This is a genomic window from Schinkia azotoformans, from assembly GCF_035811335.1.
Taxonomy (GTDB): Bacteria; Bacillota; Bacilli; order Bacillales; family Bacillaceae_J; genus Schinkia; species Schinkia azotoformans.
In genome coordinates, this window is the sequence record NZ_JARSMD010000010.1 from 167,638 (window position 1) to 190,705 (window position 23,068).

The window sequence follows — 23,068 nt, forward strand, 5'->3', positions numbered from 1 at the left end:
TAAACTTTTAAAGAAGGAACTATGAGGAGAATGCACATGTTTAAAATATTCATTGTTGAAGATGACAAACAGCTTGTACGCTTATTGGATAATAATTTAACTAAATTCGGGTTTGAAACAAAATCAGTAGATGATTTTGAAACAGTAAGAGCACAATTTGAACAATATCAACCCCATCTTGTGTTATTAGACGTCAATCTCCCTAATTTTGATGGCTTTTATTGGTGCCGCCAAATTCGGACGATCTCGACATGTCCGATTCTATTCATCTCTGCCCGGGATAGTAAGATGGACCAAGTCATGGCTCTGGAAAACGGAGCGGATGATTATATAACAAAACCATTCGAATATGAGATTGTCATTGCAAAAATTAATAGCCAGCTAAGAAGGGCCTACGGTTCTTATGCGATATCCAATAATGAAAGAACAACGACTGTTAATGGATTGAAGCTTGATGTGGAGAAAATGAAGCTTTCACTACAAGAGAATGAAATTGAGCTCAGCCATACGGAAGCGAAAATTTTAGATGAATTAATGAAAAAAACTGAACGACTTGTGAGCCGGGACCGTCTTTTAGAAAAAATTTGGGATGATCAAGTGTTCGTGGATGACAACACTTTAAATGTTTATATTACACGTGTTCGGAAGAAATTGACGTCATTAGGTATTCACGATGCCATTCAAACCATTCGAGGCCAAGGCTATCGGCTGCTTCCAAACTGGGAGGAAGAATAGATGAAGCTTTTTATTCGTGACCAACTTCCATTTATTTTTGTATATTTCATGCAAATCGGAATTATAACAGGGGTTTACTGGCTAGATGGCTACGAAAATTTAAAAATAAGCTTATATGCTGCCCTATTGAGCATCATTTTACTCGTTTTCTATCTTTTTATCCGTTATCGTACACATCGTTTTTTTTACAAACGACTTGAAACACCATTAGCATCATTGGATGAATTTCCTGAAAAGGTGGAAAAAACACCGCTGTCTAAAAGCTTGCACCAACTTCTGACAAGTCAATTTCGATTTTATAAAACTGATATTCATCGTTATAAATATAAGTTAGAAGGCCATATCCAATTTATCAATCAGTGGGTCCACCAAATGAAGACACCTCTTTCCGTCATCCATCTGCTGATCCAAGACGAAGATGATTCCCGCTTTACGATAATTGGGGATGAACTGGACAAATTGAAGAAGGGATTGGAAATGGCATTGTATACTGCTCGTTTGGATTCCTTTGAACACGACTTTTATGTGGAATCGCTTGATCTCGAGGCCATTGTTCGTTCTGTCACCTCCGATCAAAAACGTCTGTTTATTCGCAAACGCGTCTTCCCGTCCATCCATTTTGATGAAAAAATTACGGTTGCTTCCGATGAAAAATGGCTTTCTTTTGTTTTAACACAAATTATTACGAATGCTATTAAATATACAATCCATGAGAATCAAAAAATTCATTTTCGTGGCTACAAACAAAATAACCAAGTCATTTTAGAAATACGAGATGAGGGTGTAGGGATTCCCAAAAGCGATTTGCCTCGAATCTTTGCCCCCTATTTTACTGGTGAGAATGGGCGGAATTTTCAAGAGTCAACGGGTATGGGACTTTATTTAACTAAGCAAATATGCGACAAACTCGGAATTAATATCGACATTGAATCGGCTCCTAATGAAGGGACCACTGTAAAACTAAATTTTAATTCTTACAAAGTTGTAAGCTAACTGTAAGTTTAAGAAATAGTTGTTCCTCCTTGCACTGGATAAAATGAAGATAGAAACGGTTTTAGGAGTGATGAGTTTGTCAATTTTAGCTGTAAAGCATATCGAAAAAATTTATGAAGGCAAGGTTGCCCATAAAGCTTTAAATAATATCAATTTTTCAATTGAAAAGGGTGAATTTGTTGGCATTATGGGGCCTTCGGGTAGTGGAAAAACGACCTTACTGAATCTTATTGCAACAATCGATCAACCAACTGCAGGAGAGATTGTAATTAACGGAAAAAACCCTCATCTTTTAAATCGAAAAGAAACCGCCTTGTTTAGACGACATGAACTTGGTTTTGTTTTTCAAAACTTTAATCTGTTAGAAACTTTAACGATTGAGGAAAATATTATCCTTCCACTAACACTGGATGGGGAGAGGATTAGTGAGATGGAACAAAGATTACAAACCATAGCCAAAAAGCTGGGGATTGAGCAAATATTAAAAAAGCGGACATATGAAATTTCCGGCGGGCAAATGCAGCGCACGGCCATTGCACGGGCGATTATTCATCATCCTTCGCTTATTTTGGCGGATGAACCTACAGGGAACTTGGATTCAAAAGCATCCAAAGATGTAATGGAAACCCTCTCTTCTATTAATAGAGAGGATGGGGCAACTGTTTTAATGGTAACCCATGATGCTGTTGCTGCCAGCTATTGTCACCGTGTCATTTTTATAAAAGACGGTCAGCTTTATAACGAGATTTACCGAGGCGATAACCGCCAAGCATTTTTCCAAAAGATTATTGATATGCTGGCTCTATTAGGAGGGGATAGTCTTGACCTTTCCACAGTTCGTCTTTAGAAATGTCAGCCGTAATAAAAGAACTTATGCTGCCTATTTCTTTAGCAGTGCCTTTTCTGTCTTGATTTTCTTTGTTTATGCCCTTTTTATTTTCCACCCTGATATTAAAGAGGGGGTTACACAGGCACTTGCCATACAGTTAATGATAATAGCAGAAGTCATTATGTATGTATTTTCTTTCTTGTTTGTTCTATATTCTGTCAGCACTTTTTTAAAATCACGAAAACGGGAATTTGGAATTCTGATGATACACGGGATGACAAAAAGCCAATTAAATGCCATGGTCTTTTTGGAAAATATGTTAATTGGGATCGGGGCCATTGTTGCCGGCATTGGCGCAGGCATGTTGACTGGCAAACTATTTTTAATGATAGGGGCAAGGATGATCGGAATACCACCTTTACCTTTTTATTTATCAGGTAAAGCACTACTTCTTACGATCTGTGCATTTGTAATTTTATTCTTAACTATTTCATTTGTCACTACATTCCTTGTAAAAACAAATAAGTTAATTGATCTATTCCAAGCGAATGAAAGGCCAAAAAAAGAACCGAAAGTATCCACTTTCCTATCGATTCTTTCAGCATTCTTACTTACAATCAGCTATATTTTAGCGGCAACAGCCACATTGCAGACCTTATTCTTTCTCATGTTGCCTGTTATCACGATGACGGTTATTGGTACGTATTTCTTTTACACACAACTGTCCGTATTCATTACAAAAATGCTACAAAAAAACCGGATGGTGTTTTGGAAAAAAACAAACTTACTTACAATCTCCAGTCTAGCGTACCGCTTAAAGGATAATGCCCGAATGTTTTTCATGGTCACTATTGTTTCCACCGTTGCCTTTTGTGCAGTTGGTGCTCTAGCATCTATGAATGTGATGAACAAGCAAATTGCAAGTGAATATCCGGCTGCTGTCACATATCTGGCAATGGATGATCAACCGGTTCACAAGCAACATTTACAGCAGATTGAAGATGAGTTGACTAATAAAAATATTGAGTTCACAACCAATCAAGTACCGGTAAAATTTATCGAGTTTGCATCCACAACAAATGCTTATCCTTCGAAGCAGCTGGCTGTTCTTTCTTTTTCTAGCTATAAAAAGATTTCGGAAGCGGCGGGCTACGGCGGATATTCTGAAAAACCACCTGCTGCCGAGGAGGCTTTGGCTATGCGGCAAGCAACACTTGAACGCTTTAAATCATCGACTTATACATTAAAGCAAAACCAATTTCAGCTTCAAACAACGAATCTTTCAAAACATGTGACCACTCCATTTACAATCATTCAGGACGATGGACTTATTGTAAGTGATGAGTTATTTGAAAAGCTTTCGGCTGTTAAGACCGGTTTACTCACCGGCTTTTATACCAATGATCTTAAAGCCACTGCGGGAATAGGAGCAAATCTTACGGAAAACGGAAGAGCCTTTCTTTCAAAAGAAAACCCTTTTGCCATGACTGTCAGCGGAACGATTTACGAAATTCAAATAAACATGTATAAAATGATGCTATTTGTTGCCTTCTTAATTGGCGCCGTCTTCTTTATTGCGGCAGGAAGCTTCTTATACTTTAGACTTTATGCTGATTTAGAGTATGATCTGCGCCATTATTTAACGATTAAGAAAGTGGGCTTAACCGACCAAGAATTGAATATAATCATTACCCGCCAATTAGCCTTACTGTTTTTTATCCCGGTTATTGTAGCAATTGTCCATAGTTCTTTTGCCTTTATGGCATTGCAAAGTCTTTACACATTATCAATTGCTGGGGAGATGGCGGTTGTACTTGGTAGCTTTCTAGTTGCTCAGCTTGTATACTTTTTCGTGATGCGATTTCGATATCTACAAAGTCTTAGAAATTCGTTAATCATCTAAATGCAATCCATTCTTGCTTCTGTGAGAATGGATTTTTTTCTATAGATCGCCCTTTAGCAAATCATTTAAAGTAGTATGATCTAATAAATTGGCAACTGTATCTCTTACAAGGGCCCATAGAGGTTTTAATAAACAACCCGCCTCAATCGGACAACTTTCATATGAAGTAACACTTACACACCCCATCGGAGCAAGTGGGCCCTCTAAATTCCGAATAACCTCTCCAATGTTTATTTCATCAGGACTTCTGCTTAATTTATAACCTCCATTCACACCTCTTCTGCTTTGTACGTATCCATTTCGTTTTAATTGTAAAAGAATTTGTTCTAAATAATTGACTGGTACTAGTGTTTTATCAGAAATTTCCTCGATTGTAATAACCTCATTATGTTTTGTGCCCAAATATATTAAAGCACGCAAAGCATATTCTCCCCGACTTGAAATTTTCATGTCACACTCTCCCTTAGTTGGCCTTGTGATAGTAGCCCTTTTTTGTTAATTAAAGAACCCACCCATAGGATTCATCATACTGTAGATTTAGAAACTTGATTAGTTTAATCAACAATTAAGGAGTTTTTACCCCATCTTATTTCTAGTCTATTCGGTTATGTAAAAAAAAGGAGAGATAAATTTTGAGAAGGTTAGTTTTACTCGCATTAATTGGTTTAGTAGCACAATTAGTTGATGGTTCTTTAGGAATGGCCTATGGGGTAACATCCTCATCGTTACTGCTTATGTTTGGAATTGCACCAGCGGTTGTTTCGGCATCCGTTCATATGGCAGAGGTAGTAACAACTGCTGCATCTGGTGTCTCCCATATCCGCTTTGGAAATGTCGATAAACAGGTTGTCTATAAATTAATAATACCTGGTTCCATCGGGGCTTTTCTAGGCGCCTGTTTCTTGGGCAGTATACCCGGGGATGTCATTAAACCATATGTATCCTTCTTTTTACTACTGTTAGGCGTTTTTGTAATATACCGGTTCCTCTTTAAATTTAATCCCGCACAGCAGCTATCAAAGAAAACGATGCCCAAAAAACATTTTTTACCCTTAGGGTTTATAGCGGGCTTTTTTGATGCAACCGGTGGAGGTGGATGGGGGCCAATTGCTACCCCGGTGTTATTAACGAGTAACAGGATGGAACCAAGAAAAGTAATCGGTTCCGTTGATACAAGCGAATTTGCCATTGCTGTATCCTCCACATTAGGATTTTTAATAACTTTAGGATGGTCACAGATCAATATTCAATGGGTTATTGCCTTAATTATCGGCGGGATTATTGCAGCCCCAATTGCTGCTTGGTTAGTAAAGATTATTCCGACTAATCTATTAGGCACTCTCGTGGGCGGAATTATTATTATTACTAATATTAGGACATTATTAGCAGCATTAGACGTATCCTATTTAGGGAGCCTTTACACCTACATTGTGCTTGCCGCACTTTGGATGATCGCTGTAGGAAATGTAGTTTGGAAGATAAGGAAAAATAGTTACAGCAATCAACAAAGACGACTAAAATCATTATGATTTAGTCGTCTCCGGCATTATTTCTCTTCCCTTGCTTTTTATATTGTTGCCCCAACTAAAAATCCTTCAGCGGTGGCGTCAATAATACGTCTCGGTTGATTTACATCTCCGATTGTTTGTACATTATTGTATTTTGCTTTTAATTCATCAATAAAATGATTGTTTGGTGTGTATCCAGCCGCAATAATGACATGATTGACTGGAATTTCACGATCTTCAAGGATTACTTTATCTTCTTTAATTTCAACTACTTTTGCACTTGTAATTTGTTGAACGTTTCTTTTTGCCAGATATTCAAAAAGGTGACCATAGACAAATGAGGTGGGATTGTTGTTGATGATAAGTCCGGTTACGGTTTCTATAACCGAGTCGGGAATTGGCTAGTTTTGATGATGGATAACTCGATTTTATCCTCACCAAACAGAGCTTAGGAGACGTTTGATGATAGATAACTTGATTTTATCCTCACCAAATAGGGCTCGGGAGACGTTTGATGATAGATAACTTGATTTTATCCTCACCAAACGGAGCTCGGGAGACGTTTGATGATAGATAACTTGATTTTATCCTCACCAAACGGAGCTCGGGAGCCATTTGATGGTAGATAACACGCAGTTATCCTGCACCAAATTATATCTCAGCACGATTTGATGATGGGTAACTACTTGTTTTCTCTTCTTCTTTACTTATTAGGAGACTACCAATTAACCCCAACAACGTAAAAGCTACCGGAATTATAAATCCGTAATGATAGCCAACATTACTTGCAGTTATACTAAAATGATCTAATACCCTTCCGAAAAGGCTTGGAAGTAAAACGGCACTTAGGAATCCCCCAGTATTGGCAAAACCTGATATTACGCCAACTTCGTTTACAGGAAAGGATTCGCGGACGATTGCAAATGTTAATGCACTTGCACCATTACCGAAGCCCAATATAAAGAAAAGAATAATTAATAGAGAAAAAGACGGCTTTCCATTTAATACTACTAAAGCTAGCCAAACAACCAAAACAATCGAATAGATAAATACAAATGGTTGTTTGATAGAATTAAGACGCCCAGAAACCCAAGTTGTTAATGGTGCACCGATTATGGCACCAAAAACACCAAGCATGACAAGCTGACTCGCTCCAGAACGCGTTAACCCATAGACATCCATACCGTAAGGAACTGCCCACGAGCCAATAAATCCAACATACGTTCCCACTAATCCAAAGTGACATAGAAACACGGCCCAAGCCTGCCTGTTTTTACAAACCCGTAATAAAAGGCTCGAAGTTTTTTCACGATTTTGCTTAACTGCTTTAGGAAAAACGACGGGATTATCTTTTCCAATTTGCTCTGATTTTTTTATAAGAATTAAATATAATAGGAGTCCACAAATACATAAAATGATTCCTACAGTTAAAAACGGTGGTCTCCATCCTGTCAAAGCAATCCATTTTGAAAATGGTACGGTTGCCAATAAAAATCCCAGACTGCCGCTCATTCCAGCGAACCCTATTAATTTAATAAATTCTTTAGGCTTAAACCATTGGCTTAAGATCGCCACCAAATTCACCCATATCGTAGAGTCACCAATGCCCACCAATAATTTTGCAAAAATAAGGACATATTCATTGGGAGCTATACTATAGACAATCGTTCCGATTCCATTAAGAAGCGTTCCTACAATCAGAAAATAATTAGGACCGAAACGGTCTGATAAAATCCCAATCGGTATTTGCAGCCCCGTATAAGCTAAAAATTGAATACTTGTCAGTAAACCGATAACGGAAGCGGAAATTCGAAAATCTATCATTAACTGATCCGTGATTAATCCCGGCGCCGTTCTTTGACTAACAATCAAAAAGTATGTGAATAATACCGCTAAAAAAACAACCCATCTATAATTACTGTTCTCTCTATCTTCCAATTTACCTCTACTCCTGTTTCATAATATTTCTTAATTATACTCTAAGAAAAACACGTAATTTGCCCATAATGGCAAATTACGATGTACCTAAAGGCCCTATTTTCTTATACTTTAATCTATAAAACCTTATACTTATAGTACAAAAAAAATCTAGAGGCAGAGCCTCCAGATTCCTTGATTAAAATTTTTAATTGGTAAAAGCATGTCTTAACCAATTCTTTCCTTCCACCAATCTACTGACCATCATCGCGCAAACCGTGTTTCCAGTAGAATTCAACAAGGTTGCTGGTGCATCAATAATCGTACTGATTACAGCAATAATTGGCAGTACTTCAGGAGGAAATCCAAAAACGCTTAGAATCAGCATTTCACCAATCATCCCGCCGCTAGGAATTGCCCCCATCACAGCCCCAACCAAGAACGAAACTGCTAAAATCGCTAGAATACTCGACATACTTGTCATATCTTTTCCGAACAAACTAAACAAGAAAACTATTTTAAAAACTCCACCGAAAACAGAGCCATCCTTATGTGTATTTGCACCAAGCGGAATAATTGTTTCAGCTATATCATTCGGTACGCGCATTTTTTTCACTGCATCAAGATTAATAGGAATACACGCTGCACTTGAGCATGTTGCGATTGCTGTTACGGAAGGGGTAATTGCATTTTGCCAAAATACTTTTACACCCTCTCTTCCTCCAGCAATAAAAGCATAAAGTGTAAAGAAACCAAAATAATAGACAAGAGTAATAACAAGATATAATGCGAAAACACGAGCATATCCTTCCAAAATTTGTGGCCCAAGCTCACCGATAATCGTTGCAAAATAACATCCAAGTCCAATAGGAGCATAGTACATAATGATCTTTACAAATTTCATCATGATAGCTGAACCAGCAGATAACACAGTAGCGAATGGCTTCCCTTTTTCGCCAACAAGCGCTGTAGCTAAACCGAATAAAATCGAAAACACAATTAACTGCAGCATATTACTTTTTGAAAACAATAAATTAAAATCGGAAACGGAGAATGTTTTTACAAGCTGACCAAGTAAGGTTAATTCTTCAGCCCCTTCGTCTCCTCCAGTGTCCGCCATTAAACTCTTAATCGACTCAACATCGGCATTTTTTAAAGGGTCAAAAATAGATATCCCGATAAATCCCAAAACTGCTGAAATGAGAGCCGTTATGAGAAAGACAATCACGATACTTCCCATAATTTTTCCTAGCCTTTTCATGCCGCCCATATGGGCGATAGCCGAAGAAATACTGAAAAAGACTAAAGGCACAATAATCATAAACATCAAATTTAAAAATAAATCCCCAAACGGTTTGACAACTGTCGCCTTCGGACCAAAAATAATTCCGGCAGCGCCACCTATCACGATCGCAGCCAATAATAAAATCGTTAACTTATAATTTGATAACAATCTTCCCAAGATTGCCACTTCCCCCATTTTTTATCTTAAGATAATAATACACCATAAGGATACAAGCCAAAAAGAGGGAGCATGGAAAATTCTTTAATTCGACAAATTAAAATTATTAATTATAATTATAAGGTATGTTAATAATCATATAATTAGATTAGGACTTAGGAATAGCGCAAGGAGTGATAATTAAGTGTTTAAATCATTTTATACAAAAGTCTTTGTGAATTACTGGAATCCATATGTTGCAGTTGGATTAGCCGGAGTACTTAGTGCTTTTTATTTTGCCTTGACCGGAACTGTTTGGGCGGTCACAGGGGAGTTTACCCGATTTGGAGGCCATCTACTTCAATTTTTCGGTGTCGATATTTCTGATTGGGCATATTTTAATCTCGTCACCATGAATGGAACAACCTTTACCCGCACCGATGGTTGGATTATCATTGGAATGTTTGTGGGTGCCTTAATTACCGTTTTGCTAGGTAAAAATTTTAAAATTCGTGTTCCACAACAAAAACGACGTTTAGTTCAAGCTTTCATCGGTGGACTTATTGCCGGATTTGGTGCACGTTTAGCTTTAGGCTGTAATTTAGCGGCATTTTTCACAGGAATCCCACAGTTTTCTTTCCACTCATGGATTTTCATGGTGACAACTGGGATTGGAACATACTTAGGAGTAAAAGTTATTAATACAACATGGTGGCGCGGAAAGCCAAATCTTCAAAGAAAGAAACCTACTTTAAGTAATGCCGTACCAAAACAAGCCAAAAATAGTAATATTCAAGTTTATCTTGGAATTGGCATTGCCTTCATTTTTGCTATTATACTAGTTTCATATGTTGCAAATGGTAAAGCGTTATTAGCAGCTGCAGCCTTATTTGGAGCTGGATTTGGTATTCTAATAGAAAGAGGACAAATTTGTTTTACATCTGCATTTCGTGATTTATGGGTCAGTGGACGTGCCACTATGACCAAAGCATTGGCTGTAGGGGTAGGCATAAGTGTAATTCTTACATTTATCTTCCTTCAATCTGGAATGGAAGCTGTTATTAAACCAGCTGCACCAAGTACTTTTATTGGTGGTCTTTTATTTGGACTTGGTATCGTTCTTGCTGGTGGTTGTGAAACAGGATGGATGTACCGTGCAATGGAAGGGCAAGTTCTCTTTTGGGTTGTCGGTTTAGGAAATATTACAGGAGCAACAATACTCGCATATGCTTGGGATCATCTTGGTTTTTACAGCGTTTTAACAGAAGGATGGCCTAAATTGAACTTAATCGAGGCATGGGGACCTTATCAGGCACTGTTTGGCACAATGGCTATGCTTGCTGCATGGTTCTTCTTGTCCAATTGGTGGGAAAAGCATTATCGTTATGGAAAAGGTTTGACAGTCCCAGAAAAAGATACCTATATTGTAAAACCTGCTGTTAAACAATAATGATATTGAGGGTGAAAAAACATGAACGAAGAAGCAATAGACTTTATCTTAGATATCCGTGGTGAACCTTGACCGTATCCAGTCATGTATACGCTGGATGCGTTACAAACAATGAAAACTGGCGAAACATTACAAGTAATCGCCGATTGTCCGCAATCTTTCATCAGCGTGCCTGAGGAAGTAGTTAAGCACGGCTACGAATTGATGAAAGAACCGGAAAAACAAGGACCGGATTTATATTTTTATATTCGTGTAAATAAATAGATAAAAACAAAAGGCGGTCAATGTGAACCGCCTTTTTAAATATCTTCACTCAGAGTAGCCACAGTTCCCGACCCTCTGGTTCATTCATTTTTTGTTTTTTTCGTTGACTCATACATTTTGTTAAAACGTTCCTCAACTTTTGCAAAAATTGTATTGGAAGGATATTTTCCTTTTTCGTTCCGTACATTTCCTGCACTGACGCCTGTTAATATTTCAATGCCTTCAGCAATATGGCTGATTGCCCAAATATGAAATTGGTCCTTGTTGACTGCTTCCACAACATCATCTTCAAGCATTAAATTTTGAATATTTTGTTTTGGAATGATCACGCCTTGTTTACCGGTTAGGCCTCGCTCTTTACAAATATGGTAAAAGCCTTCAATTTTTTCGTTTACGCCGCCAATGGATTGGATTTCTCCCCATTGGTTTACTGATCCCGTTACCGCTATACCTTGGTAAATGGGCACCTCAGCAAGAGATGAGAGTAAAACATATAATTCCGTACTGGAGGCACTGTCACCATCAATTGTTGAATACGTTTGTTCGAAGGTAATGCTTGCTGATAATGGAATTGGACGATTTTTTGCGAATTCTCCGGAAAGGAAACCTGTTAAAATCATCATACCTTTATTATGAATTTGACCACTTAGGGCAGCTTCTCTTTCAATATTCATAATCCCGCTTTTGCCAACGTAGGTTTGAGCTGTAATTTTCGTTGGAATTCCAAATACTGAATCCCTTGTACCTAGAACAGCTAGACCATTAATTTGTCCGACTCGTGAACCGTCTGTTTCAACCATGATCGTGCCGTTATTGATCATTTCTCGATACTGTTCTGTTACATGATTAGAGCGAAGCGCCTTCTCAGATAATGCTTTTTCAACATGCAGGCCATCAACAACAGATTCATTGTCTAATTTCGCCCAATAGCTAGACTCCACTAAAACCTTTGTGATTTCATGAAAATTCGTTGATAGCTTCGATTGTTCATCCACTAATCGGGAGCTGTAATCGATTACCTTTGCAATCGCCCGGCGGTGGAATGGGAGCAGCCCTTCTTGGTCCACGAAGTTTTTCACGAATCGTGCCATTTTCCAGCTGTTTTCTTGATCCTTGTCCATTAGCGTAACAAATTCCACTTTTACTTTGAAAAGCTTATGAAAGTCTTCATCGAATTCTGCCAGAAAGTCATAAAGATAATAGGAGCCAATAATAATAACCTTTAGATTCAATGGAATCGGCTCCGGTTTAATTCCGCTTGTAGGAATCACTACATTGTCCTCATTTAAATTTTCAATCTGAATACTGCCCGTTTGCAGGGCTCGCTTCAGTCGAATCCAAGCATTTGGATGCTGCAGAAGTTCTGTTGCTTGCAGGATTAAGTAACCACCATTAGCAAGATGCAGTGCCCCCGGCTTCACTAAAGTGAAATCTGTATCCCAGCTTCCCAATGAACCATGGTATTCTACTTTTCCAAATAAGTTATGGTAGGTTGGATTTGTTTCATAAATGATTGGTGCCCCGTTCAAATTTCTTTGGCTAACAAATAAATTGACCGTGTAGCGACGGAGGTATTGTTCCTTGGAACCCATCAAAGCATTCATAATATTTTGCTGCTCATCTTGCGGCTTATCCTCGATGAAAAATGAAAAATGAGTGACTACATCGTGGAAATAGGCTTCAAGGTATTCAAGCACTTTTTTGCTCTCCTTATAGGTTTCTCTAAGTGGTTGAAAAAGCTCCTGAATGGAATTAGCAGCTGTTTCCATCATAAATTGATTTACCTTTTTCTTTAGTTGGTCCTCTATTTTTAGAATTTGGTAGATGGTTTCATCAATTTTATTCTCAACTAGATTTTCTCTGTCCTTAATCATCTTTTTGTTCGTATCGGCTAGTTGTTCAAACTCCTTTATTTCCATTGGACGGCCAAAAAATAGTGGGATGGTTTCAATTCCTGTTGGAGTCCGTTCTATTTTAATTTGATTTTCCAGGGCATAGGCATCAGTCTGTTCCCAAAGATCTTCTATTTCATCCCGAAATTCATCTAGTATTCTCCGTTTCTCTTTTTCAAATACTTCACTAGTAAAAGACGAGCGGATAAGTCGTTCAATATCAATTAATAATACTTCCATTTCCCGTTGAAATTTCTGCCCCATGCCAGCTGGAAAAGGGATCACAAGCGGCATATCCGGATTTTCAAAGTTATAGACATAACACCAATCAGTTGGTACTGCTCGCAGCTCTGCGACCTTTGAAACACTATCTAAGGCGTACGTCATCCTGCCAGTACCTGCAGGGCCAACTACGAACAAGTTATATCCTGATTGTTCAACGGCTAGTCCAAAATTCATTGCCTTCTCAGCACGTTTTTGCCCTATCATTTCATTTGGCAATTTCTCAAGATCATCTGTTGTCTCAAATGAAAAATTTTCTGATTCAAACTCAGAACAAAGTTTTGATGCAGGTACCCGGTGAATCGATAAAACATTTTCATATTCTTGTATGTTCATATTTAACCCCTCGCTTTACCGTCTTTTCCAAATTCTATCATATTTAATATCGATATTTGTTTAGAAAAACACGAAATTTGCCCACTAATGCAAATTTCGATGTTTTTTCTTATACTGATTTCAATAAAAATACATACTTATCAGTACAAAATACAAAAAATTCCACTTCCTAGAATCAGAAAGTGGGAGTTTTCAATCCTGAATATATATTTTCAATGTATTTCTTCAATTGTGTTTGATGCGATTCAATTAAATTTAAGAATTGAACTGAAAAAATGTAATCGCCATTTTCACTAGTAGCATGAACATTACGGCTAATCACAACTTCATCATCGTCATCGCCAAAGAAAGGGGGGCCTAATTTTATTTCGATTAAATTTCCTTGTGAGATATACTTACTTCCGGTAAACTGTGCTCCTCCTAAACTAATATTTAAAAAGCTGCCTTTCTCCCATTTGTAGTATCTTGGTGGAAATTCGCGGTAAAACATTTCAATTTCATCTGCAATCGGTAATCGAGTATCTTGCCGCTTACTCTGAAACTTAAGATCAGAAACCGCCTTCAACAGTAAAATTCGATCATTGTCTCGTAGACTATCCGATACTATTTCTACATCCAACAAATGAATCTCATGGTCAATGGTTTCAATTGTAATCCATAACGGCTGCTTTCCGAGGGGAACGGACTTTACCTTTTCCTCCAATAATTGAAGCTCAAATAGTTCATCCTTAATTAGCACAATTTGACCAATCCATAATTCATGTTTATGCTTTAAAGTGCAGATTTCACCAAGAAGATGAGGTTCCAAATGATAACTCATTAGTTTTCCCCCCTATCGATAAAATGGAGATTTCAGCTATAAATCATATCTATTTATATTATAAATTCATCTTGAAAACTCATATTCCTGTATCATATTATGGACATTGCGTGACAAAATAGAAAAGCTTAAAGCTAGTTCAGCGACGTATAAACTGGAGCACATCGACTGAGGTAAAGGAAACACGATGAGCCATTAGCGAATCGATGTTGACTTATCGTAGGGAGGTGGGCGAAGTTTACTAGTCGCTGGGTGCTGGAGCTAGACAAAAAAAAGCGGACGATCAACCATTGTTAACCATCCACCATCGATAATTGCTGCGTATATAATTGAAGCCATTGGCGTTTACGAACTTTTCTAGGAAGAAATTTCCGTATATCATCCTCGTTATAGCCAATTACCATTTTTTTATTATCAATGATGATTGGATTTCGTAATAAGCCAGGATGACTTTCAACTAAATTTAGTAATTCCATTAGAGAAAGATCCTCAAAATCTAAATCAAGATCTTTATAGATTTTTGATCTAGTTGCGATAATTTCATCTGTTCCTTCTGATGTTAATGACAGTACCTCTTGAAGTTCATGGACTGTTAATGGATTCTTAAAAATATTCCTTTCAACATAGGGAATACTATGTTTTTCAAACCATTCTTTCGCCTTTCGAAACGACTCACACGGGGATCCATAAATTGTTACAGTCATCAACCAACATCCCTTCTGCCTTAGATTTTCTTTAAACCCTTTTTCAATAATTCAATTTCAATTAAGTAATTATTCATAGCTTCTTTTTCAGATAAATTTTGTGCAAATTTTTCAATTAGATTGCGTAGTGTAATCGTTATGACTATTTTCATTAGATGAAGTAATTCTTGATCATTGGCAACATTTAAATCATCTCTTTTAATAAGCAAGCTTATTTTTTTAAAATGTTCGATATCACCGTCTGCATGAAAAATTTCATTAAATTTATTTTCAATTTCATGCGTCATATTCAAAAAGACATTTTTTAAAAAATTAATATTTTCACCTTTTGATAGTTCTCTTACCGTTAATCCGTACAATTCAGTCATCGTATCAAATAAGTCACCATCACACTTTTGCAAGGACAAAATGAAATTCTCTTTATTTTTAAGTATTTGTTCTTTTAATAGAAAGAAGTACGCATCCTCTTTGTCTTCAAAATATTGATAAAAGCTCCCTCTCGGTATGTTCGCCGCTTTAACAATATTAGAAATTGAGGCATTATATAATGGAACTCTGGAAAACTCTTGTTCAAGTGCTTCAATCAATAATTGTCTCTTATCCTTTGCCAAATTAAAAAAAGTAATTTTGGGCAAAATAATACCTCCTGTTCATTCGGAACTATTTACCCTTTCCATTAATAGTAATATACAAATGTGTCCTAACGATGTCGAAACCTTGAATTCTTTATTCTATTCATTATTATGACACTTTGTCATGCCCTTTATACTTAATTTTAAATGACACTATGTCACAAGTCAACAAATAAATGACAACATGTCATTTACTTTGAGCCATAGGGTCTGCCCCTGGGACAGAGGATCGGGTTCTCTGTCCCAGATTCAAATGTGTTATTATTAGAAACAAAACTTTAATGAAAATTTAATGAAAAGGAACTAACTACATGCAAATAGAAAATAAAGCAAAACTGGGACCCCTTTTATCCTTTGAATATGTTGATTCTTCCGGTGAAATACAACCACTTACGTTTTGCAATCCACAAAAGATCATTGTTGCCCATACAATGGATGAAGTGTTAACGAGCCTGCAACTAGTACAGGATGCGGTTAACAAAGGATTCTATGCTGCAGGATTTCTATCCTACGAAAGTGCGCCAGCCTTTGATAAAGCTTTAAATGTAAGTGAAGGACATTCTATGCCGCTTTTATGGTTTGGCTTATTTTCTGAGCCCCAGCATTCTTCGTTAAGCAGTTCAGGCTCATACAATCACACGCAATGGCAGCCTTCCATTAGTATGGATGATTACCAGACTGCAATTTCAGCTATCAAGCAATTTATTGCAAGCGGAGATACGTATCAAGTCAACTATACGATTCGGCTTACCTCCCAATTTCAAGGAGACGATATCGCCCTTTTTGAAAAATTAAAAAAGGCCCAATCTTCAAATTATTGCGCTTATATCAATACAGGAGAACATAGTATAATTTCTGCTTCACCTGAACTTTTTTTCCACTTAAAAGAAGATCGGATAATTACACGTCCAATGAAGGGGACGGCTAAACGCGGGAATTCTATAACAGAAGATGAAGCAATAGCCAAGTGGCTCTATCATTCAGAAAAAAACCGTGCTGAGAATGTCATGATTGTCGATTTACTTCGCAATGACCTAGGAATGATTGCTGAATCTGGATCTGTTCATGTTCCAAAGCTTTTCGAAATTGAACGATACCCAACCGTTCATCAAATGACATCAACAATCACGGCAAAGGTATCTGAAAACACTACTCTCGTCGATATTTTTAAAGCACTTTTTCCATGCGGATCCATCACTGGCGCACCGAAAATCAGGACAATGGAGATTATTAAGGACTTAGAATCAACTCCACGCGAAGTATATTGTGGAGCTATCGGCTTTATAACACCGCATAAAGAAGCAATCTTTAATGTACCGATAAGGACGGTTGTAATTGAACAAGGGTCTGGTGAGGCAATCTACGGGGTTGGCGGTGGTGTAACATGGGATTCAACTGTGGAGGGAGAGTATAATGAAATACTTGAGAAAGCTAGCTTCCTTGAGGTGGAGCGCCCAGAGTTTCAACTACTTGAAAGTTTATTATTAATAGACGGAGAGTATTTCTTATTAGAGAAACATCTCAATCGTTTACAAAATTCGGCTCAATACTTTGGTGGATTTCCCTTTAATAAAGAGGTTATTCAAAAAGTACTGCAAGCCTTTGCAAAGGAAAATAATATAGGAAGGTTGAAGGTTCGTTTCCTCTTACCGAAAAGTGGAAAGATGACAATTGAAGCTAGCCCCATCATCCAACCGGAAGAACCATTGAAGGTAAAGCTAGCTGACAAACCTATAACAATAGATAATCCATTCTCGTATCATAAAACAACGAACAGAGATGTATATACTCAATTCCAAAAGAAATTCCCAGATGTCTTCGATGTCCTTTTGTGGAATGAATCCGGGGAATTAACGGAATTTACGAACGGCAATGTTGTTCTGGAAATGGATGGCCAACTATGGACACCACCGATTACTAGCGGCCTATTAGCTGGCACTTTTCGGGAATCATTAATCGATAAAGGAGAAATTCAAGAAAGGTCATTGACATTATCTGATTTAAAGAAATGTACCAAGCTGTGGTTTATAAACAGTGTACGCAAATGGGTCGAGGTCAAAATCATTTAGGGTGAGCCACAAGGTCTCGCCCCATGGCTATTTAGTGAACATATGCCAAAAGAACTATTATTATTTTACTGATATGGTAAAATTATACTAGAATGAAGATCTTCACTTTTATCGCAAAAGGGGAAATCATTATGACTATACTAAAAAAAGGGATAAAATTGAACTTTGCGATAAGTCTATTAGTGGTTTTTACTGTCTTTAGCACTACCCTCATAAACTGGTATTTATCAAATCAAGACTTGAAAAATACTTTAACAGCAAATCATTTAGAAAATAACTATCGTTATGCACAGAAGGTTTCCATAAATACAAATGTTTTACTTGATGATATTCAGCATAATCTTGGTACATTAGCTAAAATTATTGGTCAGCAAGAATTCAATCAAACTGATTTAGATAATTGGAGGACCGGCAATAGTGGTTATTATAATTCACTATTTATCACAGATGCAAACGGTATTGTTCAATTAATGAGCCCTCAGGCGGTTCCAAACAATAAGGGCGGAGTACAGCCTGGAACGAAAATTAAATCTACACTTATGGAGCAGGCTTTACAAGAGAAAAAACCGTTTATTTCAAATCCTTATTTGGCACAAACCGGGAACTTAATGGTGCTAATATCCTATCCGATTTTTAGTGACGAAGGAATTTATAAAGGTGTTGTAGACGGCACAATCTATCTCGAAAGTAATAATTCTCTTAAAAGACTACTAAATCATCATGAGTTTTTGGACAAGTCCTCTGTTTTTGTTGTTGATCGTTCAGGGACTATTATTTATCATCCTGATCCTGGCCAAATCAATAAATCCATTGCTGATCATCCTCTTGTCCAAAATATCATGAAGGGGAAAAGTGGTTCTGCTCAAATTATTAACAACAGGGGCACTGAATATTTTTCTGGTTATGCCTTTGTAGAAAACACTGGTTGGGGAATCATTGCACAAACGCCCACTTCTGTTATCGAAGAATCGCTTCGCATCTTAACAAAAAAAACTATTATTCAATCACTTCCGCTTTTATTAGTCGTTTTAGTACTTGGATGGATTATTTCAAGTCACATTACTAGTCCAATTAATAAGTTAGCAAGATTTTCAGAAGAAGCCATTCTTCCTAATAAAGACACTAAATCCATTCGTCTGATTGAAATGAGAGCATATATATATGAAGTTCGTCAGTTGTTAAAGCATATTCAAGAGCATTTTCAAGTATTAACGAATCAAGCCCATCAAGATGGTCTAACTGGATTAGCCAATCGAAGGGCTTTTGATCAAGATATCCAAAAACTAATAGATCAACAAATCCCATTTTCATTAATTATGGCTGATATCGACCATTTTAAAGAAGTTAATGATGAACATGGTCATTTAGTTGGAGATGATGTGTTAAGATTTCTTGCTTCGATCATGCTTGACATAATTCGGGGAGAAGATTTGTGTTATCGCTATGGTGGTGAAGAGTTCGCAATCATCATTAAAGAAAAAAATGAGGAAGAAGCCTTTGCTCTAGCAGAACGATTGCGGATTAAAATAGCGGAAACGCCGAGCCCTATCGGAAAAGCTATCAATATCTCTTTGGGAATATCTTCATACTATAAGAAAGACCAGCTACCTGAAAGGGTCATAAAAAGAGCTGATACAGCCCTTTATCAATCTAAGCATAATGGAAGAAATAGAACTACCATCTACCGTTCATAATAATGCGGGGCAAATTAATGTCCCGCTTATTTGGCTATATGAACTTTTAATAGCTTTCCTTTTATCGTGGTTGTCCTCATTGTTTGTAAAACGAGTGGTCCCTTGCCATTTAATATTTCAACAAAGGTTTCGTTTTCGTGGATCGTAATAATTCCAATATCATCATCCACACTAATACCTTCAATCTTTGCAATAGTGCCTACAAAATCTACAGCCCGAAGCTTCTTTTTCTTGCCACCATTAAAATATAACCGCATGATGTTTTTGTTTAATTTTGCACTTTTATCTTCTTTTAGCGTAGGTTTTTCGTTAATCTTCGCTTTAAACGCTGCCGTTTTTAGCTTAACTTCTTCCTTTGAAGGCGGATCTTTTCTATGTAATTCAAAACCTAAATATTTTTCAATTTCAGTTAAGTACTTTTCTTCAAGTGGATCTATAAATGTTATCGCTTTTCCCACCTTGCCTGCCCGCCCTGTTCGCCCAGTGCGGTGTACATAGGTTTCTTTTTCACGTGGCATGTTATAATTAATTATTAGAGTAATATTCTCAATATCAATTCCTCTAGCTGCCACATCTGTAGCGATTAAATACCGGAATTTCCCTCTTTTAAAATCATTCATAACTGCAAACCGCTCTTCTTGGTTCAGACCTCCATGTAATTTTTCACATGGGAATTTAAATCGATTTAGTTGCTTATGAACCTTATTTACTTCCTCTTGAGTTCCGCAAAAAATAATACAGCTGTCTGGGTTTTCAACTGTAATTACTTCTTTAAGAAGGGGTAGTTTTTCTTCCCGCTCCACTATTAAAAGTGAATGATCAATTTTATCTATAGTAACCCCTTTATCCTGGATATTTATCTTGATTGGATTTTTCATATATTTATGGCAGAGATTTTCGATATCATCAGGTAAGGTAGCTGAAAAAACACAAGTCATCCGCTCTGTTGGCAGTTTCTTAATAATCGCTTCAACTTGATCAATGAACCCCATGTTTAGCATTTCATCTGCCTCATCAATAATTAGAAATTTCAGCTGTCCCACCACAAGTGTACCTTTTTCAAGATGATCTAGCACCCGCCCAGGAGTACCAACTACTACATGTGCTTTTTGCTTTAGTTCTAATTTCTGTTTTGCAAACGACTGCTTTCCATATACAGCAACAGCTTTGATCCGTTTAAACCTACCAATATTCGTTAGATCCTCTTTCACTTGAGCAGCCAGTTCGCGGGTTGGTGTAAGAATTAGTGCTTGAGGCTTGTTTTCCTCCCACGCTACCATCTCACAAAGGGGTATACCAAAAGAGGCCGTTTTACCACTACCCGTTTGTGATTTTACTATCAGGTCTTTTTTTTCTAATGCAATCGGTATTACTTCAACCTGAACTTCAGTCGGGTTTTTATAGTTCAAGCTTTCAAGTGCTCTTACAATCTCTTCACTTATTTGATAGTCCTTAAAGCTTTTATTTATCGCCATTATTTATAGACCCCTATTCGTCAGTGTTCTTCTATTAAATAAAGGTAATCTATTTTATCAGCAAAAACAAGGCATAGAAAAAGAGTAGATGATTTCTCTCATCTCCTCTTCCTTAGGATCAACCTTCTTCATTTATAATGACACTTTTTCCTCTCATTTTTAAAATCATTGGAATTACCATCCACAATACTGCTATAATTAGGAAGCTTAAAGATAACGGTTTTTGTAAAAAGATCATGAAATCACCGTTTGAAATCGTCAATGCTCGACGCATATTGTTTTCAATCATTGGACCTAATACTAGTCCTAATACAAGCGGTGCAACCGGGAAGTCATTCTTAGTCAAATAATATCCAGCAACACCACAGCCAAGAAGAAGCAAAAGGTCAAATGTAGTAAATTGGACTGCATATACCCCAAAAATGGAAATTGCAATTATAAACGGTAGTAAGTATTTCTTAGGAGTTTCAATAATTTTTGCAAATACTTTTACAAGTGGCATATTTAATGCAAGTAACATCAAGTTACCGATAAACATACTGGCAATTAATCCCCAAGCAACATTTGGATGATCTGTAAATAGTAATGGACCTGGCTGAATATTATACATAATCAAGGCGCCCATTAAGATTGCTGTTGTACCTGAGCCGGGGATTCCTAATGTTAGTAATGGAATCATCGCTCCACCCGATGCCGCATTATTAGCTGATTCAGGAGCAGCTACCCCTTCAATCGCACCTTTTCCGAAATTCTCACGATTTTTGCTCACCTTTTTCTCAGTAATGTAAGAGAAGAAAGAAGCTAATGTTGCACCAGCCCCGGGAAGAACGCCGATAAAAAATCCTAGTAAAGATCCACGCAGAATCGGAGCTGTGCTATCCTTAAGATCTTTTTTCGTAGGAAAAACACGTCCAACCTTTGCAATTTCTCCATCATCATCTTCCTTGTGGAGAATCGTTTTAAATACTTCTCCTAAAGCAAATAAACCTACCGCTACTGTTAAAAATTCTAATCCTGAATATAATACCGGAATATTATACGTAAAACGGGCTACCCCTGAGACATTATCCATACCGATCGTTGCAAGCAACAAGCCCACAATTGTCATAATAAGTGCCTTTGTCATTGACTTTCCGGCAAGTCCACTAACGGCACAAAGACCGAGAATCATTAGTGAAAAGTACTCAGCAGGACCGAAGGATAAAGCGACATTTGACAACGGCTCGGCTAAAATAACAAGTCCAACTAATGCAACAATCCCAGCAACGAAAGAGCCAATCGCCGCAATGGCCAATGCCGCACCAGCCCGGCCATTTTTCGCCATTTGGTAGCCGTCCAATGTCGTTACAACAGACGAAGACTCACCTGGCGTGTTTAATAGAATGGAAGTAGTTGAACCCCCATACATCGCACCATAATATACACCAGCTAATAAAATAATAGAACTTGTCGCAGCTGATTCCGGGTCAAGTCCCGATGTTATAGTGGCTGTTACCGGTATCAATAAAGCAACCCCACTCATCGGACCAATTCCCGGTAGTACACCTACTGCTGTTCCAATTAATACTCCAAAAAATGCAAATACCAGATTATGCCACTGCATAGCAAGGGCAAAACCATCACCTAGAAATTGCAACGTTTCCATTATTTCCACCCCCTAGCTGAACCATGTTGGAAACCCCGGTAATGTACCTTCTAAAACCTCTACAAAGAGGAAGTAAATACCATAAGAGAATGCACCTGAAATTAATAGTGTTTTCAACCACCCACCCTTCTGCATCACTTGGAAACTAATTGTTAGGAATAGGAAGGTCGTAATGACGTACCCTAATGTTTCAAGTAATAAAGCGTAGAGAATCGCAGAAACTAAAATAACAAGAAATCTTTTATAATCAAGAGACTCTTTATTTTTTCCCTTATTTACATATTTAAAAGTTTCATAGAAAAGCCGACAGCTTAATATAATTAATAATGCTCCTAAAACTTTCGGAAAAACATCCGGTCCTACATTACTTCCATAAGAAGACGTAGAAATCTTAGTGCTTTCAACTATAATTCCAATTCCTAATACTAAGAAGATAATACTGGAGTAACGATCAAATGTCTTACTCATCTTCATACTCA

At 37.3% G+C, this 23,068-nt stretch carries 19 protein-coding genes; 9 read left to right on the forward strand and 10 right to left on the reverse strand.

The annotated features are described in order from the left end of the window. Positions 1-36: 36 nt before the first annotated feature. The 4 genes from P9E47_RS05995 to P9E47_RS06010 all read left to right on the forward strand — a co-directional run bounded on the left by P9E47_RS05995 (position 37) and on the right by P9E47_RS06010 (position 4,460). Complete coding sequence (locus P9E47_RS05995; RefSeq protein ID WP_003330564.1) at positions 37-735, forward strand: response regulator transcription factor; 699 nt, start codon at positions 37-39, stop codon at positions 733-735. Next, the gene (locus P9E47_RS06000; protein WP_326162850.1) at positions 736-1,728 is read left to right on the forward strand and encodes a sensor histidine kinase; all 993 of its coding nucleotides are present in this window, start codon (positions 736-738) and stop codon (positions 1,726-1,728) included. 76 nt (positions 1,729-1,804) lie between these two features. Continuing rightward, positions 1,805-2,575 (forward strand): ABC transporter ATP-binding protein, encoded by a 771-nt coding sequence (locus P9E47_RS06005; protein WP_003330566.1) that lies wholly within the window; start codon positions 1,805-1,807, stop codon positions 2,573-2,575. Then, entirely contained in the window at positions 2,550-4,460 is a 1,911-nt protein-coding gene (locus tag P9E47_RS06010; protein WP_003330567.1) for an FtsX-like permease family protein, read from the forward strand. Before P9E47_RS06005 ends, P9E47_RS06010 begins: the two co-directional genes overlap by 26 nt. 39 nt (positions 4,461-4,499) lie before the next feature. Here P9E47_RS06010 and P9E47_RS06015 read toward each other — a convergent pair whose 3' ends face one another. After that, on the reverse strand, positions 4,500-4,910 hold the full coding sequence (locus P9E47_RS06015) for an RrF2 family transcriptional regulator (RefSeq protein ID WP_003330568.1): 411 nt from the start codon (positions 4,908-4,910) through the stop codon (positions 4,500-4,502). Between the two features lie 182 nt (positions 4,911-5,092). On the opposite strand from P9E47_RS06015, the gene P9E47_RS06020 reads away from it, so the two are divergent. After that, positions 5,093-5,989 (forward strand): sulfite exporter TauE/SafE family protein, encoded by an 897-nt coding sequence (locus tag P9E47_RS06020; protein ID WP_003330569.1) that lies wholly within the window; start codon positions 5,093-5,095, stop codon positions 5,987-5,989. 630 nt (positions 5,990-6,619) lie between these two features. On the opposite strand, the gene P9E47_RS06025 is transcribed toward P9E47_RS06020, so the two are convergent. Both P9E47_RS06025 and P9E47_RS06030 read right to left on the reverse strand, forming a co-directional pair. After that, positions 6,620-7,906, reverse strand: a complete 1,287-nt coding sequence (locus P9E47_RS06025; RefSeq protein ID WP_003330571.1) for an MFS transporter — start codon at positions 7,904-7,906, stop codon at positions 6,620-6,622. A 187-nt stretch (positions 7,907-8,093) separates the two neighbouring features. Next, positions 8,094-9,347: a dicarboxylate/amino acid:cation symporter gene (locus tag P9E47_RS06030; protein WP_003330572.1), complete on the reverse strand. Its 1,254-nt coding sequence runs from the start codon at positions 9,345-9,347 to the stop codon at positions 8,094-8,096. A 184-nt stretch (positions 9,348-9,531) separates the two neighbouring features. Here P9E47_RS06030 and yedE point away from each other — a divergent pair, with 184 nt between their 5' ends. Together yedE and P9E47_RS06040 are read left to right on the forward strand one after the other, a co-directional pair. Next, positions 9,532-10,776, forward strand: a complete 1,245-nt coding sequence (gene yedE / locus P9E47_RS06035) for a selenium metabolism membrane protein YedE/FdhT (protein WP_003330573.1) — start codon at positions 9,532-9,534, stop codon at positions 10,774-10,776. A gap of 84 nt (positions 10,777-10,860) precedes the next feature. Next, entirely contained in the window at positions 10,861-11,040 is a 180-nt protein-coding gene (locus P9E47_RS06040) for a sulfurtransferase TusA family protein (protein ID WP_035196371.1), read from the forward strand. Between the two features lie 80 nt (positions 11,041-11,120). Here the strand turns inward: P9E47_RS06040 and P9E47_RS06045 are convergent, their stop codons facing one another. The 4 genes from P9E47_RS06045 to P9E47_RS06060 all read right to left on the reverse strand — a co-directional run bounded on the left by P9E47_RS06045 (position 11,121) and on the right by P9E47_RS06060 (position 15,709). Continuing rightward, complete coding sequence (locus tag P9E47_RS06045; protein WP_003330575.1) at positions 11,121-13,550, reverse strand: Lon protease family protein; 2,430 nt, start codon at positions 13,548-13,550, stop codon at positions 11,121-11,123. Between the two features lie 175 nt (positions 13,551-13,725). Then, entirely contained in the window at positions 13,726-14,370 is a 645-nt protein-coding gene (locus P9E47_RS06050; RefSeq protein ID WP_003330576.1) for a PilZ domain-containing protein, read from the reverse strand. A 293-nt stretch (positions 14,371-14,663) separates the two neighbouring features. Further along, a complete protein-coding gene (gene spx, locus P9E47_RS06055) occupies positions 14,664-15,074 on the reverse strand; it encodes a transcriptional regulator Spx (protein WP_003330577.1) in 411 nt (136 codons plus the stop codon). A gap of 20 nt (positions 15,075-15,094) precedes the next feature. Further along, positions 15,095-15,709 carry a TetR/AcrR family transcriptional regulator gene (locus P9E47_RS06060; protein ID WP_003330578.1) on the reverse strand — a complete coding sequence of 205 codons (615 nt, stop codon included), beginning with the start codon at positions 15,707-15,709 and terminating at the stop codon, positions 15,095-15,097. A gap of 308 nt (positions 15,710-16,017) precedes the next feature. Here P9E47_RS06060 and pabB point away from each other — a divergent pair, with 308 nt between their 5' ends. Together pabB and P9E47_RS06070 are read left to right on the forward strand one after the other, a co-directional pair. Continuing rightward, positions 16,018-17,775: an aminodeoxychorismate synthase component I gene (gene pabB / locus P9E47_RS06065; protein WP_326162851.1), complete on the forward strand. Its 1,758-nt coding sequence runs from the start codon at positions 16,018-16,020 to the stop codon at positions 17,773-17,775. 131 nt (positions 17,776-17,906) lie between these two features. Then, a complete protein-coding gene (locus P9E47_RS06070; protein ID WP_326162853.1) occupies positions 17,907-19,469 on the forward strand; it encodes a sensor domain-containing diguanylate cyclase in 1,563 nt (520 codons plus the stop codon). Between the two features lie 26 nt (positions 19,470-19,495). Here the strand turns inward: P9E47_RS06070 and P9E47_RS06075 are convergent, their stop codons facing one another. The 3 genes from P9E47_RS06075 to P9E47_RS06085 all read right to left on the reverse strand — a co-directional run bounded on the left by P9E47_RS06075 (position 19,496) and on the right by P9E47_RS06085 (position 23,057). Further along, entirely contained in the window at positions 19,496-20,944 is a 1,449-nt protein-coding gene (locus P9E47_RS06075; protein ID WP_326162854.1) for a DEAD/DEAH box helicase, read from the reverse strand. 118 nt (positions 20,945-21,062) lie between these two features. Continuing rightward, on the reverse strand, positions 21,063-22,589 hold the full coding sequence (locus P9E47_RS06080) for a tripartite tricarboxylate transporter permease (RefSeq protein WP_326162855.1): 1,527 nt from the start codon (positions 22,587-22,589) through the stop codon (positions 21,063-21,065). Positions 22,590-22,601: 12 nt separating this feature from the next. Beyond that, positions 22,602-23,057 carry a tripartite tricarboxylate transporter TctB family protein gene (locus P9E47_RS06085; RefSeq protein WP_003330584.1) on the reverse strand — a complete coding sequence of 152 codons (456 nt, stop codon included), beginning with the start codon at positions 23,055-23,057 and terminating at the stop codon, positions 22,602-22,604. Between the last annotated feature and the right edge of the window lie 11 nt (positions 23,058-23,068).